Below are 17,625 nucleotides of genomic sequence, written 5' to 3' on the forward strand. Positions count from 1 at the left end.
CTTTTTAATATCCTAAAATTGATAATAATTCGCTACTTTTTTGTTGTTCTTTAAAGACTCTTGAAGTTAAATTTCCGTCTTCATCTCTATCTAAAATTAAATGTTTTGGATGCGGAATTAAGCAGTGTTGTAAACCTCCGAAACCTCCAATAGATTCTTGATATGCTCCAGTGTTAAAAAAACCAATATACAACGGATTATCTTTCTCATAAACAGGTAAATAAATTCCGTTTATATGTTGTTCAGAATTATAATAGTCATCACTATCACAGGTTAAACCACCTAATAAAACTCGTTCATATTGTCTGTTCCATTTATTAACTGGTAACATAATAAAACGTTTATTTATAGCCCAAGCATCTGGTAAAGTTGTTATAAATGAAGAGTTTATCATATTCCAACGCTCTCTATCATTTTGTTTCTTTTGATATAAAATCTCGTAAATAGCTGCTCCAGATTCTCCAACGGTAAAACTTCCAAACTCTGTAAAAATATTTGGTACTTCTACACCTGCATCTTTACAAACTTCATTTATTTGATTGATAATTTCATCAATCATATACTCGTAATCATAATCAAATGCCAATGAATTTTTAATAGGAAAACCACCACCAATATTCAAACAATCTAACGTAGGACATATTTTCTTTAGGTTGATGTAAACGTTTAAACATTTCATCAATTCGTTCCAATAATATGCATTGTCTTTAATACCCGTATTGATAAAAAAATGTAACATCTTTAAATCTACTTGTGTATTAGTAGCGATTTCTCGCTCATAAAAAGCAACAATATTTTTGTATCCAATACCTAATCTAGAAGTATAAAACTCAAATTTAGGTTCTTCTTCTGATGCTATTCTTATACCAACATTTATCTGTTTATCAGTTTCATCTAATAATAGGTTGATTTCTTCGTAATTATCAATAATAGGAATCACATTTGTATGACCAGAATTAATTAAACCTCCAATATTTTTAATGTATTGGTCACGTTTAAATCCGTTACAAATAATGTACGTATTGTCTTTTATCTTTCCTTCTTTTTTAAGATTATTTACAATATCTATATCAAAAGCAGACGATGTTTCTATATGAATATCATTTTTTAAAGCTTCATGTAAAACATGTTTAAAATGAGAGCTTTTAGTACAATAGCTATAAAAATACTTTCCTTTATAGTTATGTTTTTCAATACTATTTTGAAACCATCCTTTTGCTTTGTTGATGTTTTCTGAAATTTTTGGCAAATACGTAAATTTTAATGGTGAACCATATTGTTCTATTAATTCCATTAAATTAATTCCGTGCCAAAACAATTTATTATTTTCTGTTTTGAATTCTTCTTGTGGGAAATCGAACGTTTGCTCGACTAAATCTATGTATTTTGTATTCACTTTACTTTTTTAATTATATATGATAAATCCGTCTAAACAAAAACAAACGAATGTTTTAGAATAGAAATTATAAGCCTGAAAAAAGGATGTTATCACTGTAATATTTGCAAGTAAACAACGTGCAACTTTGAAAAAAGCTGCAATTCTTGAAGAATTGAAAATGGAGATACCTTAATTTTTTCGTTGCATTTCCAAAATGCGATATAACTTTCATTCTCCGATAGAAAGATATTTCCGAAATAAGAAAAACTAAACATTTTACTTAAATAAGTTAAGCAAATGTATATTTTTTTTGAATACAAATAACAAAATCAAAAAAAAAATGACATTTTTTTTGGTTATTAATTTTACTTGTAAATAATAGTGATTAAAGGAGTTACAAACACTTCTTGATAAGAAGCTAAGAGATATAACCAAAATAAGGATATAAAAGTTTCTAAAAGAAACTTTTATTTAGCAGATTAAAGGAAAGATATTAAAACAAAAAAAACTCTGAAAATTCAGAGTTTTTTGTCAATCTGAATTTCTTCAGAATTTATGATTAATTCATTTGACTTCTTGAAACAACTTCAAAAGATCAATTTTATTTTTTTTATTCTTCAATTGGTGGATGACCATGAATTTCCTCAAAATCTTCATCGAAATTAGTTCTTAAATAAGCATTTAATTTCTTTCTATAATCGTCTTTTAACCACGTTACAAAATTGTGAGTACTTTTAGAAATACATTTTGCATATCTATTAATTCTATCATCAATTTCTTCTCCTAATAATTTTGCTAAGATTAATGCGTCAAAAACATCTTCACTATTTTCAATACACATTTTTGCATGATGTACAATAGATTTTTCTAAAACCCTTTTAGAAGATTCTCCTTGTCTAATAGTATCTATATATACTTTTTTCATATCGAAATAAGTATCTGTAGATTTTTCAAATTCTTTTTTAACATCTGCAGTTAACTCATATCTAAAGGTACTTTCTATATCTTCATCAGAAAGAATTGCATTTAAATAATAGTCTGGCGCTCTAAACATTTTTTCCCAATCTAAATCTGCTCCCCAAGGACCAAATCTATGAAAGTTGTTACCTAAATCGATAACATCAAAAGTGCTTTTGTTATTTAAAACCCTAGAACCACGACCAATCATTTGGTAGTATAAAGTCAATGATTTTGTTGCTCTATTTAATATAATTGCTTCAATGGTTGGCTCATCAAAACCAGTTGTTAAAATACTTACAGAAGTAATAATTGCTCCTGGAGTTTTCTTAAACCACTTTAAAATGAGTTCACGTTCTGCTCTTGTATTTGTATTGTCTAAATGAGCAATTGGATACCCCGCCTTTTTAAATGCATGAAACACTTGTATAGATGTGTTAATACCATTATTAAATATTAAGGTTTTCTTTCCTTTTGCAGTTTCTTCATATGCAGAAACTAATTTAGAAAGCATGTCTGAATTCGTATATAAATCTTCAGAAGATTTTACTGTATAATCTCCATTTGCTCCTACTTCCAAAGAAGTTAAACCAACATTATAAGAATATAAATTTGCACTTGCTAAATATTCATGATCTATTAAATGCTGAATCGTTTCTCCAACAAATAACTCTTGATAATTCTCATACATTGGTAATTTAATGTTAGAACTCAAAGGAGTTGCTGTTACACCAAGTATAAAAGACTCATCGAAAAACTTAAAGATTTTTGTAAAAGAATTGTAATGTGCCTCATCTACAATTACCAAACCGATATCAGAAATATCTAATTTATCATCATTTAACCTATTTTTTAAGGTCTCAACCATTGCCACAAAACAATTAAAATCGTCTTGATCATCTAAAACAGCTGTAGAATTGATAATTTTATTAGAAACTCCAAATTCTTTTAACATTTTAGAAGTTTGCTTACTCAGCTCAATTCTGTGTGTTAAAACCAAAACTTTCTTTTTAAAAGTTTCTAAATAACGTCTAACTATTTCAGAAAAAATAACAGTTTTACCACCACCTGTAGGTAATTGATACAATAAATGGTAATCTTTAGGTGCATCTTTAAACCTCCTAAAAATCTCTTGAAGTGCATCTTGTTGATAACCGTATAATTCTTTACCTACTTTCTTTACTGAAGTGTCTATCTCTGCCAAAGGAATATAAATTTAGGCTACAAAAATAAGACTTAAATAAGGGTTTATGCAAGTTTATCCTATATAAATCTCGATAAATTTGTATTTGTGATCTCATAATGAGACGCATTCTCTATAGAAACTCCATTTTTAACTGCAATTAATTGCGGTGATTGATGCATTACTTGAAAAGTAAACCCAACTTCATCAGAAATATCTCTATAATTTAATAAATCTAAATAATAAACTTTTAAATTTTGATGTTCTTCTGTAAAAAGCTTTTCAAATTGCTTAATTACCATACTGCTAATTCCACATCTAGTAGAATGTTTAAAAATTAAAACAGCTTCTGTTTTAGAAATTTCTTTAATTTCTTCTAATTGCTCTATAGAAGTTAAAGGAATCCAGTTTAAGTATGACACTTTTTGTACTTTTGATGTAGCATCTTCTTTTGCTCCAAAAATCTTATTAAATATACTCATTGTATGTTTTTTATTGGTTTGTCGATGTAAATATACGAAACTTTCATTTGTCAAAAAGTCAGCAAAAACAATCACTCACAAGACAAAATGACTCATTTTAAACCTAATGAACGGATGGTATTAAAATTGCTCTATTGTTATCAAAAAAAATAAAAATTTAGAAAATGAACTTTAACAATTATACAACAAAATCGCAAGAGACCATACAAATGGCGCAACAGATTGCGCAAGGTTTTGGTCATAATCAAATAGAAAATGAACATATTTTTAAAGCTTTAACAGAAGTAGATGAAAATGTTTTACCTTTTCTTTTGAAAAAACTGAACATCAATATAAATATTGTAAACCAAATTTTAAACAAACAATTAGAGAGTTTACCTAAAGTTTCTGGTGCAGAATTAATGATTTCTAGAGAAGCTAGTAAAACCTTAACAGAAGCAGCTGTTATTGCAAAAAAGATGAAAGATGATTATGTTTCTATCGAACATTTAATTCTAGCTATTTTTAAATCTAAAAGTAATATTGCACAAGTTTTAAAAGACCAAGGGGTCACAGAAAAGCATTTACAAGCAGCTATTGATGAGTTAAGAAAAGGAGAAAGAGTAACTTCTCAAAGTCAAGAAGAAACCTATAATTCTTTAAATAAATTTGCTAAAAACTTAAATCAATTAGCGCAAGACGGCAAATTAGATCCTGTAATTGGTAGAGATGAAGAAATCCGTAGATTATTACAGATTTTATCTCGTAGAACAAAAAATAATCCAATTTTAGTTGGAGAACCAGGAACAGGAAAAACAGCTATTGCCGAAGGTTTAGCGCACAGAATTGTTGATGGTGATGTACCAGAAAACCTAAAAGGAAAACTAATTTTTTCTTTGGATATGGGTGCATTAATTGCAGGTGCAAAATATAAAGGAGAATTTGAAGAGCGTTTAAAAGCTGTAATTAAAGAGGTAACAAGCGCCGATGGAGATATTGTACTATTTATTGATGAAATTCACACTTTAGTTGGTGCTGGTGGTGGAAATGGAGCTATGGATGCTGCAAATATTCTAAAACCCGCTTTAGCTCGTGGAGAATTGCGTGCAATTGGTGCAACTACGTTGGATGAATATCAGAAATATTTTGAAAAAGACAAAGCTTTAGAAAGACGTTTTCAGAAAGTGCAAGTTAATGAACCTGATACAGAAAGTGCCATTTCTATTTTAAGAGGAATTAAAGATAAATATGAAACACACCACAAAGTTCGTATTAAAGATGAAGCCATTATTGGTGCGGTAGAATTATCTCAGCGTTATATTACCAATCGTTTTTTACCAGATAAAGCGATTGATTTAATGGATGAAGCAATGGCTAAACTGCGTATGGAAATTAATTCTAAACCAGAAGAACTAGATGTTTTAGACAGAAAGGTGATGCAATTAGAAATTGAAATTGAAGCCATAAAACGTGAAAAAGATGAGAACAAGTTAAAATCTTTACGTTCTGATTTAGCGAATCTAAAAGAAGAACGAAATGAGATGAACGCAAAATGGAAATCGGAAAAAGATGTAGTTGATAATATCCAAAATGCAAAAGCTACCATAGAAGATTTAAAGATGGAAGCGGAAAAAGCAGAACGTGATGGAGATTATGGTAAAGTTGCCGAAATTAGATATGGGAAAATTAAAAAAGCCCAAGAAGATTTAGAAGGTTTCCAAAAAGTTTTAGCAGAGAATCAATCTGAAAAATCTTTGATAAAAGAAGAAGTAACTTATGATGATATTGCTGAAGTAGTTGCTAAATGGACAGGTGTTCCGGTGACAAAAATGATTCAATCTGAGCGTGAAAAATTGCTTAGACTAGAAGGTCAATTACATAAAAGAGTCGTAGGCCAAGAAGAAGCAATTGTTGCCATTTCTGATGCCGTTAGAAGATCTAAAGCAGGCTTACAAAACCCAAACAAACCTATTGGTAGTTTCTTGTTTTTAGGAACTACGGGAGTTGGTAAAACCGAATTAGCAAAAGCCCTTGCAGAATATCTTTTTGATGATGAAAACGCAATGACACGTATTGATATGAGTGAATATCAAGAAAAACATGCTGTAAGTAGATTGGTTGGTGCGCCTCCGGGATATGTTGGGTATGATGAAGGCGGACAATTAACAGAAGCTGTTAGAAGAAGACCTTATTCTGTAGTACTTTTAGATGAAATTGAAAAAGCGCATCCAGATACTTTTAATATTTTATTACAAGTGTTAGATGAAGGAAGGTTAACGGATAATAAAGGACGTGTAGCTGACTTTAAAAACACCATTATCATTATGACCTCTAACATTGGTAGCCATATTATTCAGGATAAATTTAGCGACCCAAAAGCAGATTTAGAAGCTGTAACTGAGTTGGCAAAAATAGAAGTTTTAGCCTTGTTAAAACAATCTGTAAGACCAGAATTTTTAAATAGAATTGATGATGTAATTATGTTTACACCTTTAAACAAGGAAAATATATTTGAAATTGTAAAATTACAAATAGATCATTTAAAGAAAATGATTGGTAAACAAGAAATTACTTTAGATGCAACCGATGAAGCAATTACGTATTTGGCTGAAAAAGGATATCAGCCAGAATTTGGTGCCCGTCCTGTAAAAAGAGTGATTCAGAAGGAAGTTTTAAACCTGCTTTCTAAAGAAATTTTATCCGGAAAAATCACAACAGATAGTATTATCTTAATTGATGCTTTTGATGATAAATTGGTTTTTAGAAATCAGTCTGATTTTGTAGAAAATGTATAATTTTGTCATCCTGAATTTACTTCAGCATTAAAAGCAAGAATCTAAAACAAGTTTTAGTTAACAATAAAGAGTTTTAGTTCGTTTGGAAAAAGCGGTGTTTGAAAAAACATCGCTTTTTCTTTTTGATTACATTTGTTCTCTAAACCAAATATAATGAAGAAATTTTTACTGCTTTTTGTTTTCGCTTTTACTTTTATAACTGCTTGTTCTTCCGATGAAACAACCACGTATTATTTAATTCGTCATGCAGAAAAAGACAGAACAAATAAATCTAATAGAAATCCTAATTTAAATAAAAACGGAATAGAAAGGGCAGAAAAATGGGCAAATCATTTTAAAAACGTTCCGTTTGATGCTATTTACTCAACAAACTACAACAGAACTATAGAAACTGCTACACCAACCGCTGAAGATAAAAAATTAGAAATTTTAAAATACAACCCGAGTAAAATGTACGATTCCATTTTTCAGCAAGAAACAAAAGGCAAAACCGTTTTAATAGTTGGACATAGCAACACCACTCCTGCTTTTGTAAATAAGATTTTAGGAGAAAAAAAGTATGAAGATATAGACGATAACAATAACGCTAACTTATATATTGTTACTATTTCTGGTGATAAAAAAACAAGTGTTGTAGAAAAAGTTGAATAACTTATTTTTTATACATAAACTTATCTAAAAAAAACGATTAGTTTGTATTTCATATTTAAAATAGCGAGTTCTTTCAGCTTCATTCAAGATAAACTCCAAGTAGGAAATAGCTTCATAAAACACTACTTCCCTTACTCTAAAATCTGTACTTCTATATTTTCTAAATTTATTTCTGATAATTTTTTAAGTTCATTTTTTTCAAACGCCTTATCTATATCAATTAAAGAAATCCCATCATTTAAAGGCTTATAATTATCATAATTCACAAAACGAATTCCGTTTTTTAAGACTTCTTTGTTTATAGCTCTAAAACGTTTTCCTCCACCATTTGTATGATAAGAATATGCTAAATAATCAACTAAAAAATCTTGTTTTCCAATCCAATAAATAAAAACATCATCAAAATCTTCTCCTCCTCCATCTTCAGAGAAAGTAACTTGTACTTTATAATACTCTTCGTCTTTTATCGAAGTTGATGGTAATAACTTTTTTATAACTGCTTTGTCATTTAATCCGAAGGGTAACACAGAAAAATAGTGTACAGAATTTACTGAATTCGCTAAAATGTTAGCTATCGAATCGTTTACTTGATATGGAATGCCATTTACTATTCTTTCAAATTTATCATTACTTAAAACATCAGAAATAAACCCTACTTTGTCATCTTTCTGCTTTCTTGTAAGCTTAAAACTTCCATTAGGTTTTCTATTTGCAATATATTTTTTGTCTCTAAATTCAAAATTAATTTCGGAATTAGCTACTTTATCTGACCCTGATGAAATAATAGCCTTATCTATAATTTGTTGTGCAGTCAACTTGTTTTCAGAAGGTTTACAAGAAATTAAAAAAGCTAAAAAAAGAATTGGTAAATATTTCATGGTTTGCTGTTTTATAAGATGGATAATAGATTTCAAAATTACATTTCTTTGACCAAAGTAAAAATGTATCTTTGTTAAAATTATTAAAATTAAAATCAGTCTATGGCTGTTCAGAAAAAGATAAACATAAAGAACAAAAAAGCACGTTTCGAATTTGAAATTCTAGACAAATACGTTGCTGGAATTCAGTTAACCGGAACGGAAATAAAATCTATTCGTTTAAGTCAGGCTAGAATTACAGAGAGTTTTTGTGAATTTAATGATGGCGGAGAATTGTTTATTGTTAATATGTATATTCAAGAATACATGTTTGGGCATCACTTTAACCACAAACCAAAAAGTGAACGTAGATTATTAATGCACAAACGTGAATTACGATCTTTAAGAAAAGACGTTGAAGCAAAAGGAAATACCATTGTTCCTTTACGTTTGTTTATTAATGATAAAGGTTTTGCCAAATTAGAAATTGCATTGGCAAAAGGAAAACAAACGCACGACAAACGAGAAGTTATTAAAGACAGAGATAACAAACGTGATTTGGCACGTATTAAAAAGAGTTTTAACGGTTAATGGATTTTTTAAGACTTATTCGTTACAAAAACCTATTGATGGTTTTATTAACAATGGTTTTAACCAAATACGCGCTAATAGATTCTATCTTTTTTAGCAATCTTAGTTTTAAAAATTACACCTTAATACACACTACTTATTTAGGAATTACCTTAACTCATTATCTATTTATATTATTTGTTTTCAGCATTTTATGTATCACCGCTGGCGGATATATTATAAATGATATTTTTGATGTAGAAACTGATAAAATAAACAAACCATTAAAAGTAATTATAGAAAAATCTATTTCTAAAAAAAAGGCTTGGATTCTTTACTATTTTACCAGCATTCTAGGTTTACTCTCTGGTATATATTTATCCTTTACTACCGAAAACAATCTGTATAGTTTCTTTTTTTTAGGAACTATTTTAGCTCTCTTTTTATATTCTAAATACTTAAAAAAAACTCTTTTTATTGGTAATTTACTAGTTTCAGTTCTCTTAGGTTTGGTGGTCTTTATAACCGTAATATTTAACGAACCAAAAGCACATAACAGTAATTTGTTAGAATTAATAATTAACATGGCCACAAGTATTCGTTTTCTTTTTATAATGATAACTTATATTGTTTTTTCTGTACTGACCAATCTTATTAGAGAAATTATTAAAGATATAGAAGACATTAATGGCGATTTAAAAATAAAAGCTAATACATTACCTATTTTGTTTGGAAGAAAAAGAGCTTCTAAAGTCGCTTTTTTCTTTAGTGCCATTTTACTAGTGTTTCTTTTAATCGTTTTACAATCTTTAATTAATGACTATATACTATTAACTTACGGAATTCTATTAATTCTACTTCCACTACTTTATTTTATGTACAAATTATGGTTTTCTGAAAGCAAAAAGGAATTTAGTTTTCTAAGTAATTTAATGAAAGTAATAATGCTTTTCGGAATTTTATCTATGATATTATTCAAACTGAAATAAAAAATAGATTCCTGCTTCCGCAGGATGAACAACACAAATATATGTTAAGAGAAAAATTAAAAGAGTATAACGTAATATTAGCTTCTAAATCTCCAAGAAGACAGCAATTCTTTAAAGATTTAGATATAGATTTTACAATTCAATTAAAAGAAGTTGAAGAAATTTATCCACCTGAATTAAAAGGAACAGACATTACAGATTTTTTAGCAGATTTAAAATCGAAAGCTTTTTCAAATTTATCAGAAAAAGATATCTTAATTACTTCAGACACCATTGTTTGGTTAGAAAATACAGCTTTAGGAAAACCAAAAGACGAAGCAGATGCTTTTGCCATGTTAAGGGCGTTATCTGGTAAAAAACATGAAGTAATTACTTCTATAAGTATAAAGAGCAAACAGTTTCAAAAGATTATAAATGACATTACCGTAGTTTCTTTTAAAGAACTATCTGATGACGAAATAAACTATTACATCAAAAATTACAAGCCTTATGACAAAGCTGGAGCATACGGTATACAAGAGTGGATTGGTTTTATAGCTATTGATAATTTAGAAGGAAGCTATTTTAATGTGGTGGGTTTACCGGTTCAAAAATTGTATGCCGAATTAATGAATCTATAAAGCAATCAAAAACAGTAAAACAGAAATTTATTTCCCTCAACAACAACACGTTACCATAAAGCAAACAATTTCTTAACCTAAAGTTAACATACTATACAAACTCATTAAACCTGTTGTTTTTATAACATTATAAACTGCGTAATTTTGCACCCGCAAATTAAGCAATTTATGAAAACAAGTAATCAGAAAGTAAAAAGTAAAGTTGGTGAACCAACAAAAAATTTAAGCAACACAAATTCAACGCTTTGGAATTTAAAAAGACGTTATAGATAAATATAGTTCCTTTTAACTTATAAGCTCTTTTCTATGAAAAGAGCTTTTTTTTCGTCTCATAATTAAGATAGTGAACATCTTCAACTTTTAGATACCTACAATTTAGATAAGCTCTAAATAAAGTTAAAGAGCTGTTTTTCTACTAAAAAACACTTCGCTTTTATATTTAATCCATTTTTACAAATAAATCATCGGGTTTCACAAAAAATTAACCTTTCTAAAAGCAATTATTCATATTATTGCAATATGCAAAGACTATTATACATTTTGTGCTTATTCGCTTCTTTAAGCACACTCTCACAGAACGATACCATTCGTGTTAAAACGTTAAAAGGACAAATTATTCACGCCGAAAGTAAAAAAGCTTTAAGCGCTTCTCATATATTAAACCTAAATACAGTTCAAGGAACCATTACAGATGATAGAGGTTTTTTTGAAATACCAACAAGAGCAAACGACACAATCTTAGTTTCTTATTTAGGATACGAATCTATAAAACTAAAAATTACAAACGATTTATTAAAAGGAAACGAACTACTAATTGCTTTGTATGAAAAACCAGAAGAAATTAGAGAAGTTGTTATAAAATCCACACAATTAATAGGTGTTTTAGAAATTGACGTAAAACAAGTACCAAAAGATCGATTTACAAGAATTAAAATAAACGGACTACCACAAACCTATGAGGTTGGTAAACCTAAAGGAAAAGACTTCTCATCTCCTATTGCGGCATTATTTCAACCTGTAGATTACTTATACAATCTTTTTGGAAGCAAACCGAAACAATTAAAAAAATTACAGAAGCTTAAAAAAGAGGATGATTTACGTAAAATGTTAGCTGGTAAGTTTGACAGAGAAGTAATGATGGAATATCTGCAAATGGACAGACAAGAACTTACAGAATTACTTACAGACTGTAACTACTCTGAATACTTTATTAAAAAGGCGTCTGATTTACAAATGATAGAGGCTGTATTGGATTGTTACGAAAACTACAAAGCCATTAAAAACGGTAAAATTGAACGTGATAAAATTCCCGTAAAAAATTAATTCTATACATATTCTAATATAGAAATAACAATATTATTACAACCTTGAGGCTACACCCTCAAGGTTTTTATTTATAAGAACTTTTTCCATCTTCTTTTATTGCCATTTTATTTCTACAAACTTATTGACAACTAATATTTCATTCTTAAAAAATTACCCAAAACTGAAAAGAGTCGAAAACAATATTGCTTCCGACTCTAATCAACTATTAAAACTAACTATTAACCAACTAAAATACAGTGTTACTGTATTTGTCTCTAAACTTTATTATCTCTTCATCAATACCTTTTAAACTTCCTTTATCCTATTTTAATTCTTTTATATAATCTTGAATCTCAAAAACCATAATGTTATTTTGAGGTATTTTTGATAGTAAGTAAATCTTAAACAAGTTCTAAGTCTAAATCACCTCATACTAACTTATCTAAATTTTAAAACTTACAAAAGGTCAATTCTACTACCTACATTTATAAGACACAAAAAAGGAAGTATCGTTACAAGTTAAAATGTACTTTAACAGAACTTTAAGTTTCTAAAAATAAGCACAAAAAAAATCCAGCTATCGCTGGATTTTTATTGAGAATAATTTCTCTTATTAATTTTTACATCCCGCGTTAGCGGAAATTATCTTTTTACTGATTTCCTAAAATAATAGGTAAACCATCTTTACCAGAACCAATAACAATAACTTTACTATTAGGTGATTTAGACAACTCTAAAGTAGCACCGATTCCTTTTTCTTGTAAAATTTTATCAGTTAAAGAAGCACTTAAAATCTTATTTGCAACCGCTTTACCTTCCGCATCAATTTTTTGTCTTTCTGCTTCTTTTAACGCTTTAGCTAATCTAAATTCATATTCTAAAGATTCTTGCTCTTGCTTTAACTTTGTTTCAATGGCAGTTCTAATGGTAGTTGGTAACTTAACATCTTCTACTAAAACTCTTTTTACTGCTAAAAATTGACCTTTTAAAACGATTTGAATTTCATCTAAAATTTCTTGTTCAATTACATCTCTTTTACTAGAATATAACTGCTCTGGAGTATAACGACCAACAACACTTCTTGCAGCTGCATTAATTGCAGGATCTAACAATTCACGCTCATAATCCTCACCTTTTGTTTTAATTAATTTCCCTAAATTAGTAAACTCTGGCTCATACCAAATTGTACCATTTACCTTTACCTCTAATCCGTTAACAGAAAGTACATTCATTTCTGTAGAAATAGCTTGCTGACGCACTTTTCTTACAATCATACGATTCCAAGGAGCTACAATCTGAAAACCTTCTCCGTATGTTTTTTCTGTATTAATACCATCTCCCAATGCCTCAAAAACAACACCACCTTCTCCAGGCCCAATAGTCACTGTAGATTTAGAAAATAAAATGATTACTACTACCGCTAAAATGATAAAAAAAACACCTCCCTTAGGAAACTTTATATCTACTTGATTATTCGCCATACTTATAAATTTTGATTAATTACAAATTTACAATTTAACTTTGTGAAACACAATATATATAATCTATATATTAGCTAAAAAGCGTTAATACTTAACATAATTTTAGATATAAAAATGAACATTAAATCTAATCTTCTAATCGATTTTTTACATATTCAATTTCTGTTTTTCCATGCTTTTTAGGGTGCCCATTTTCATCCAAACAAACCATAACAATTTTATCTACCACAATAATGGTTTTTCTTGTTAACTTATTTCTAACACTACATGTTAAAGTTATAGAGGAATTTCCAAATTTTAAAACATCAATTCCTATTTCAATAATATCACCTTGTTTTGCAGAACTAACAAAATCTATTTCAGACATGTATTTTGTAACTGTTCTTGTGTGCTCTAGTTGAATAATTGCATAAATAGCTACCTCTTCATCAATAAACTGTAATAATCTACCTCCAAATAAGGTTCCATTTGGGTTTAAATCTTCGGGTTTAACCCACTTTCTTGTGTGAAATCTCATATTAATTTTTAAGTTTAAATTTTTCCGTAATATTTTCTAATAAACCACTCTATTGATAACAAGCCTATAACAACAAATAAAACCCATTTCCAGTCTATTAAATTTTGTTCTTTAATAATTGATTTTTGAGTTGTATAAGACGATTTATCTTCTAGAAGAACTTTCTTTAATTTCTCTATTTCATTTTTAAAATACAACTTACCTCCTGTTCTATTTGCCAATTTTTGCAACTTTTCTGAATTTGCATTGGTAAACTGTTCTTCTATTTGATAATCTGTAATTTTAAACTTACCGTATTTATGAATATTTTGCCCTTTTACTGAAACTTTATACTCATAATCTCCCGCATTCAGATTTTCTATTTCTGTTTGATAAGCGTTATTTATTAATGAAAAAGGATTTTTTACAACTTCTTTTGTTGCAGAATTCGTAACAGTGATCTCTAAGAAAGCTCTTGAATCAAACAGGTAATTTTTATCTGTATAAAATGCCGATATTTGAATGCTAGCATTGGCAGGATACAAACTTTCCGCATTAACTTCTAAGCGATTTATCTTTTTATTGGAAGCTAAATATTGCACTAAATTTCCAATAAAGACATCAAAATCTTCAAAAGAATTTGAGTTTAAAAAACTAGTAGCTCTCCATTTCCATAAACCTTCGCCAAACAGAACACCTATTTTCTGATTATTCTCTTCTAAAGTGGCCAATAATGGTTGCTGGGTTTCTAATCCGTTTATATTTTGAAACAATAATGTTTGATGTTCTTTAGAGATACCAACTTCTCCAAACTGATCTTTAAGTGGCGGGAATTGATTAAAACCAATATCTTTTTGAGAAAAAGTTAAAAAAGAATTACTAAAAGATGCCCCATAATTTTCTGTTTGATTCAGAGCGTTTTTAGTAAAACCTAATTGTTGTTTATTGATAAAATTCCAATCTGTATTTGCTCCCGAAATTAAAAAATAGTTACTATTACTCGATTTAACCTCATTTAAAATTTTATTAAAGCTATTGTTTGGTTGATTTAAAACAACTAACTGATAATCATTGATATTGAATTTAAATTTATCAATTAAAAAAACATCTACAGAACGTTGTTTATTACTTTCTATTGATTTTTTTAAAACTCCTAAATCCGGATGTAACACAGAAGTTAGAATTAATACTTTTGTTTGTTCATCGATTACTTCTACAGAGAAACTTTTGCTATTATTCTTTGTGTTTTTCTCTCCCTCTATCTTATTAATTGATGCCGTGTAATATTGAAGTCCTTCTTTACTTGAAGTTATATTTGTCGAAATTGTTTGAACATTATTCGTTTCTGAAAACTGTATTTTTTTAGTAAAAACAGTTTTTCCTTCTTTATAGATCGAAAACTGAGAAGACACATTTTCCTTTCCTTCATAATTCAAGAATACTTCAACCGGAAATTTATTCTTTATATAACTGTATTTATTAACATTTAACTGACTTATTTTTAAATCTTGATACTGTATGGTATCACCAAAAACAATGGGATATATTTTTTGCTTAGAATTGATAAATTCATAATCATTCCCAATCGTTTGGTTTCCATCTGACAATAAGATTATCGGCGCAATTTTATCCTCATACAAATCATTTACAGCAGTTATTGCTTTAGACACATTGGTTTCATTTTCTGTAAAAGAAAGAGAATCTAAAGGCTTTACATTACTTCCGAAACTAAAGCTATTGATATCAAATTTCTCCTTAATGTTATTATCGTTTTTAATTTCTGATAAAAAGGTTGTAATACGCTTCGTTTCTTTAAAATACGGAATGGATTTAGAATTATCTACTAACACAGCTAAAACAGGCTTTGTATTTATAAGTTCTGTTTTTTTAATTGTTGGGTTTATCAGCAACAAAAGCAATAAAAAAAGACTCAGTGTTCTTAAAACAAATAATACAACATTGATTTTAGCCTTATTTTTTTCTTTAAAAAAGTACTGAAAATAAGCTACCGAAAGACTCAGTAACAAGGCTAAAATGATATATAGAATTGTAATTGTTTGCAATGATTATTATTTATGTGAAATATATAAAGAACTATTTATAAACGAATGTTAATTATTGTGATACTTGAGTTATGGTTAAAAGATTCTATATTTTCATGATTACTTAAACCTCAATAAAACTAAGATAAAAAAGACTCAAAAAAGGATTTAAACATCAAAATAACTTCCTGAATTATAAAAGATAACGAATTTTCGCTTTTCACTTATCTAAGGTTTTATAACTTCTTCTGCATCTACCTTTGCAATCCTTTTTCTAGAAGTAATAAAATAGACACCTGTTAATAAAACCATAGACGCAATAATAGATTGACTTGTAAGTACTTCATCTAAAAAGTACCATCCTAAAAGCATTGCTATAATAGGATTTACATAAGCAGAAGTAGCAACTTTTTCAGGAGAAACTAACTTTAGTAAATAATTAAAGGCTGTAAAAGCAATAATGCTTCCAAAAACAACCAACATCCCCATAGAATACTGCACTTCTTGAGACCAGTCTAAAGGTGAAATCATGGTTTCACCAAAAGAAAAACTCATTATAATTAGAAACAAACCAGCAAACAATGTCTGATACCCTGTAGTGATAAAGAAGTTTTTAGGCAAATCTGCTTTAGATACGAACACGCCTCCATAACTCCAACTTAACACACAAGTTAAAATCATAAAAATACCGAGTAAACTTCCTTCTGATGCAGTTATAGATTGTTGACTCACCAATAAATACATTCCTAAGATCCCCAAAGAAACACCAATTATAGATTGTTTTTGCATTGGTTTTCGATCTATCAATCTTAATAATATTAATACAAATAATGGCTGAGTAGACGCTAACAAAGCAGCAAAACCGCTATCTAAATACACAAGTGCCCATACAAAAACACCATTACCATAGACCAAGAAAAAAAAGCCAGAGATACAGCAGTTAATTAGTTGTTTTCTTGTAATTCTAAGATCTAATTTCAAGATTTTAGAAATAATCATTATTAAAATTCCAGCTCCTGAAAAACGTAACGAAGCCATAAAAAATGGTGGTAACGCCGTTACCGCAATTTTATTAAATAAATAAGTGGAACCCCACACAATGTAAATTGTAAAAAAGGCTAAAACTATTAATATTTTTGATTTTTTCAAAACAAGTAATTTATCAATCAAAGATAAATATAGATAGTCTATAAATAAAATTACTGCTTAACCTATTTTGCATTAAAATTAACTTCTTATAAAATTTAAACCTCACAAGTAAATACTTGTGAGGTTTTGGTTATCTAAAACCATTACTAAACTAACTTTTTTCTTCTTCTATTTTCTTGTTTATAAAATCGATATCTCTTGTATTTTTCTGAACAGTAATGGCTCCAAATAGACTTAACAAGAAGGACATTCCGTAAAATCCTTTTTCACTTAATAGTAAATCTGCATTTCTAAGTCCAATGAATAACAATAATATTGCTGCAAGAACCACAACCCAACTTATTCCGTAATACATTTCACTTACTTTAATCTCTTCCGCTTTATCTCTTACTGCTTTTTGAAGAGAAATTACAGCGTAAATACCCATTAAAAGAATAACAAAATAAAATCCTTTTTCATTCAATTCCATAGTAGCATTCCACAAACCGATACAGTAAGAAACCAAACCAATGGTTAATGCTCCCCAAGAAGCGCCTACATAGGCAGAAGTTGGTTTTGAATTTAAATTATTCTTTCCATTTTTCTTTTTACTTTCTTTTTTAGTTTCTTCATTAATTGAAGATGTTGTTTGATAATTCATAATATTTAGTTTAATAATTATGATACAAATTTGCGACTCTTTTAAAGTTCT

General features: G+C 28.6%; 15 protein-coding genes. 6 read left to right on the forward strand and 9 right to left on the reverse strand.

The window, feature by feature from the left end; all coding sequences use genetic code 11:
* Positions 1–4 precede the first annotated feature (4 nt).
* From H0I28_RS05610 to ytxJ, 3 genes are all read right to left on the reverse strand, one after another.
* Positions 5–1,396 carry an arginine decarboxylase gene (locus tag H0I28_RS05610; RefSeq protein WP_218730573.1) on the reverse strand — a complete coding sequence of 464 codons (1,392 nt, stop codon included), beginning with the start codon at positions 1,394–1,396 and terminating at the stop codon, positions 5–7.
* A 592-nt stretch (positions 1,397–1,988) separates the two neighbouring features.
* Positions 1,989–3,539 (reverse strand): DEAD/DEAH box helicase, encoded by a 1,551-nt coding sequence (locus H0I28_RS05615; RefSeq protein WP_218760897.1) that lies wholly within the window; start codon positions 3,537–3,539, stop codon positions 1,989–1,991.
* A gap of 59 nt (positions 3,540–3,598) precedes the next feature.
* Complete coding sequence (ytxJ, locus tag H0I28_RS05620) at positions 3,599–4,000, reverse strand: bacillithiol system redox-active protein YtxJ (RefSeq protein WP_218760899.1); 402 nt, start codon at positions 3,998–4,000, stop codon at positions 3,599–3,601.
* A gap of 164 nt (positions 4,001–4,164) precedes the next feature.
* Here ytxJ and clpB point away from each other — a divergent pair, with 164 nt between their 5' ends.
* On the forward strand, positions 4,165–6,774 hold the full coding sequence (gene clpB / locus H0I28_RS05625; protein ID WP_218760900.1) for an ATP-dependent chaperone ClpB: 2,610 nt from the start codon (positions 4,165–4,167) through the stop codon (positions 6,772–6,774).
* Positions 6,775–6,927: 153 nt separating this feature from the next.
* Positions 6,928–7,425, forward strand: coding sequence for a histidine phosphatase family protein (locus tag H0I28_RS05630; RefSeq protein ID WP_218760901.1), 498 nt, complete (start codon positions 6,928–6,930; stop codon positions 7,423–7,425).
* Between the two features lie 131 nt (positions 7,426–7,556).
* On the opposite strand, the gene H0I28_RS05635 is transcribed toward H0I28_RS05630, so the two are convergent.
* Positions 7,557–8,303, reverse strand: coding sequence for a DUF6503 family protein (locus tag H0I28_RS05635; RefSeq protein WP_218760902.1), 747 nt, complete (start codon positions 8,301–8,303; stop codon positions 7,557–7,559).
* A gap of 102 nt (positions 8,304–8,405) precedes the next feature.
* Between H0I28_RS05635 and smpB the strand changes: the two genes are divergently transcribed.
* The 4 genes from smpB to H0I28_RS05655 all read left to right on the forward strand — a co-directional run bounded on the left by smpB (position 8,406) and on the right by H0I28_RS05655 (position 11,784).
* On the forward strand, positions 8,406–8,873 hold the full coding sequence (gene smpB, locus H0I28_RS05640) for an SsrA-binding protein SmpB (protein ID WP_165733248.1): 468 nt from the start codon (positions 8,406–8,408) through the stop codon (positions 8,871–8,873).
* Between the two features lie 38 nt (positions 8,874–8,911).
* Positions 8,912–9,841 carry a geranylgeranylglycerol-phosphate geranylgeranyltransferase gene (locus tag H0I28_RS05645; protein WP_218760903.1) on the forward strand — a complete coding sequence of 310 codons (930 nt, stop codon included), beginning with the start codon at positions 8,912–8,914 and terminating at the stop codon, positions 9,839–9,841.
* Between the two features lie 41 nt (positions 9,842–9,882).
* Entirely contained in the window at positions 9,883–10,461 is a 579-nt protein-coding gene (locus H0I28_RS05650) for a Maf family nucleotide pyrophosphatase (protein WP_218730580.1), read from the forward strand.
* Between the two features lie 519 nt (positions 10,462–10,980).
* Positions 10,981–11,784 carry a carboxypeptidase-like regulatory domain-containing protein gene (locus H0I28_RS05655; RefSeq protein WP_218730581.1) on the forward strand — a complete coding sequence of 268 codons (804 nt, stop codon included), beginning with the start codon at positions 10,981–10,983 and terminating at the stop codon, positions 11,782–11,784.
* Positions 11,785–12,416: 632 nt separating this feature from the next.
* On the opposite strand, the gene H0I28_RS05660 is transcribed toward H0I28_RS05655, so the two are convergent.
* From H0I28_RS05660 to yiaA, 5 genes are all read right to left on the reverse strand, one after another.
* Positions 12,417–13,247, reverse strand: a complete 831-nt coding sequence (locus H0I28_RS05660; RefSeq protein ID WP_218730582.1) for a prohibitin family protein — start codon at positions 13,245–13,247, stop codon at positions 12,417–12,419.
* 127 nt (positions 13,248–13,374) lie between these two features.
* Positions 13,375–13,764, reverse strand: a complete 390-nt coding sequence (locus H0I28_RS05665; protein ID WP_218730583.1) for an acyl-CoA thioesterase — start codon at positions 13,762–13,764, stop codon at positions 13,375–13,377.
* 14 nt (positions 13,765–13,778) lie between these two features.
* The gene (locus H0I28_RS05670) at positions 13,779–15,806 is read right to left on the reverse strand and encodes a VWA domain-containing protein (protein WP_254712842.1); all 2,028 of its coding nucleotides are present in this window, start codon (positions 15,804–15,806) and stop codon (positions 13,779–13,781) included.
* A 207-nt stretch (positions 15,807–16,013) separates the two neighbouring features.
* Entirely contained in the window at positions 16,014–16,934 is a 921-nt protein-coding gene (locus H0I28_RS05675) for an EamA family transporter (protein ID WP_218760904.1), read from the reverse strand.
* Between the two features lie 151 nt (positions 16,935–17,085).
* Positions 17,086–17,574 (reverse strand): inner membrane protein YiaA, encoded by a 489-nt coding sequence (gene yiaA, locus H0I28_RS05680; RefSeq protein ID WP_218730585.1) that lies wholly within the window; start codon positions 17,572–17,574, stop codon positions 17,086–17,088.
* Positions 17,575–17,625 lie beyond the last annotated feature (51 nt).

The organism is Polaribacter sp. AHE13PA, from assembly GCF_019278505.1.
Lineage (GTDB): Bacteria > Bacteroidota > Bacteroidia > Flavobacteriales > Flavobacteriaceae > Polaribacter.

Coding starts and splice junctions, on each gene's coding strand:
- ytxJ (WP_218760899.1), bottom strand. CDS start 4,000: ATGAGTATATTTAATAAGATTTTTGGAGCAAAAGAAGATGCTACATCA.
- clpB (WP_218760900.1), top strand. CDS start 4,165: ATGAACTTTAACAATTATACAACAAAATCGCAAGAGACCATACAAATG.
- H0I28_RS05630 (WP_218760901.1), top strand. CDS start 6,928: ATGAAGAAATTTTTACTGCTTTTTGTTTTCGCTTTTACTTTTATAACT.
- H0I28_RS05635 (WP_218760902.1), bottom strand. CDS start 8,303: ATGAAATATTTACCAATTCTTTTTTTAGCTTTTTTAATTTCTTGTAAA.
- smpB (WP_165733248.1), top strand. CDS start 8,406: ATGGCTGTTCAGAAAAAGATAAACATAAAGAACAAAAAAGCACGTTTC.
- H0I28_RS05645 (WP_218760903.1), top strand. CDS start 8,912: ATGGTTTTATTAACAATGGTTTTAACCAAATACGCGCTAATAGATTCT.
- H0I28_RS05650 (WP_218730580.1), top strand. CDS start 9,883: ATGTTAAGAGAAAAATTAAAAGAGTATAACGTAATATTAGCTTCTAAA.
- H0I28_RS05655 (WP_218730581.1), top strand. CDS start 10,981: ATGCAAAGACTATTATACATTTTGTGCTTATTCGCTTCTTTAAGCACA.
- H0I28_RS05660 (WP_218730582.1), bottom strand. CDS start 13,247: ATGGCGAATAATCAAGTAGATATAAAGTTTCCTAAGGGAGGTGTTTTT.
- H0I28_RS05665 (WP_218730583.1), bottom strand. CDS start 13,764: ATGAGATTTCACACAAGAAAGTGGGTTAAACCCGAAGATTTAAACCCA.
- yiaA (WP_218730585.1), bottom strand. CDS start 17,574: ATGAATTATCAAACAACATCTTCAATTAATGAAGAAACTAAAAAAGAA.